This window comes from Citrobacter sp. Cpo100, assembly GCF_030332595.1.
Classification (GTDB): domain Bacteria; phylum Pseudomonadota; class Gammaproteobacteria; order Enterobacterales; family Enterobacteriaceae; genus Citrobacter; species Citrobacter portucalensis.
Genome location: NZ_JAOWHM010000008.1, coordinates 1 through 323 on the forward strand (window position 1 = coordinate 1; position 323 = coordinate 323).

The 323-nt window shown below is 61.9% G+C and carries 1 pseudogene; it reads left to right on the forward strand.

What is annotated here, in order from left to right:
* Window positions 1-323, forward strand: a pseudogene (locus tag OGX96_RS00045) (DNA primase); the annotation flags it as partial.

Genomic DNA, 323 nt, shown 5'->3' on the forward strand with positions numbered 1-323 from the left:
ATACGTCTGCCTGACCAGGAGAAATGGAGCGGTGACGGGGCAGGACTCAAGGCCATCACCGGCGGGGATGCGGTCTCCGTCGACCCGAAATACCGCGATGCATACTCCACCCATATTCCGGCGGTGATACTGGCCGTAAACAACAATCCGATGCGCTTCACCGACCGCAGCGGCGGGGTGTCCCGTCGCCGGGTGATAATGCACTTCCCGGAACAGATTGCCCCGGAAGAGCGTGACCCGAAGCTGAAAGATAAAATCGCCCGGGAGCTGGCCGTCATCGTGCGCCAGCTCATGCAGACGTTCAGCGACCCGATGACCGCGCG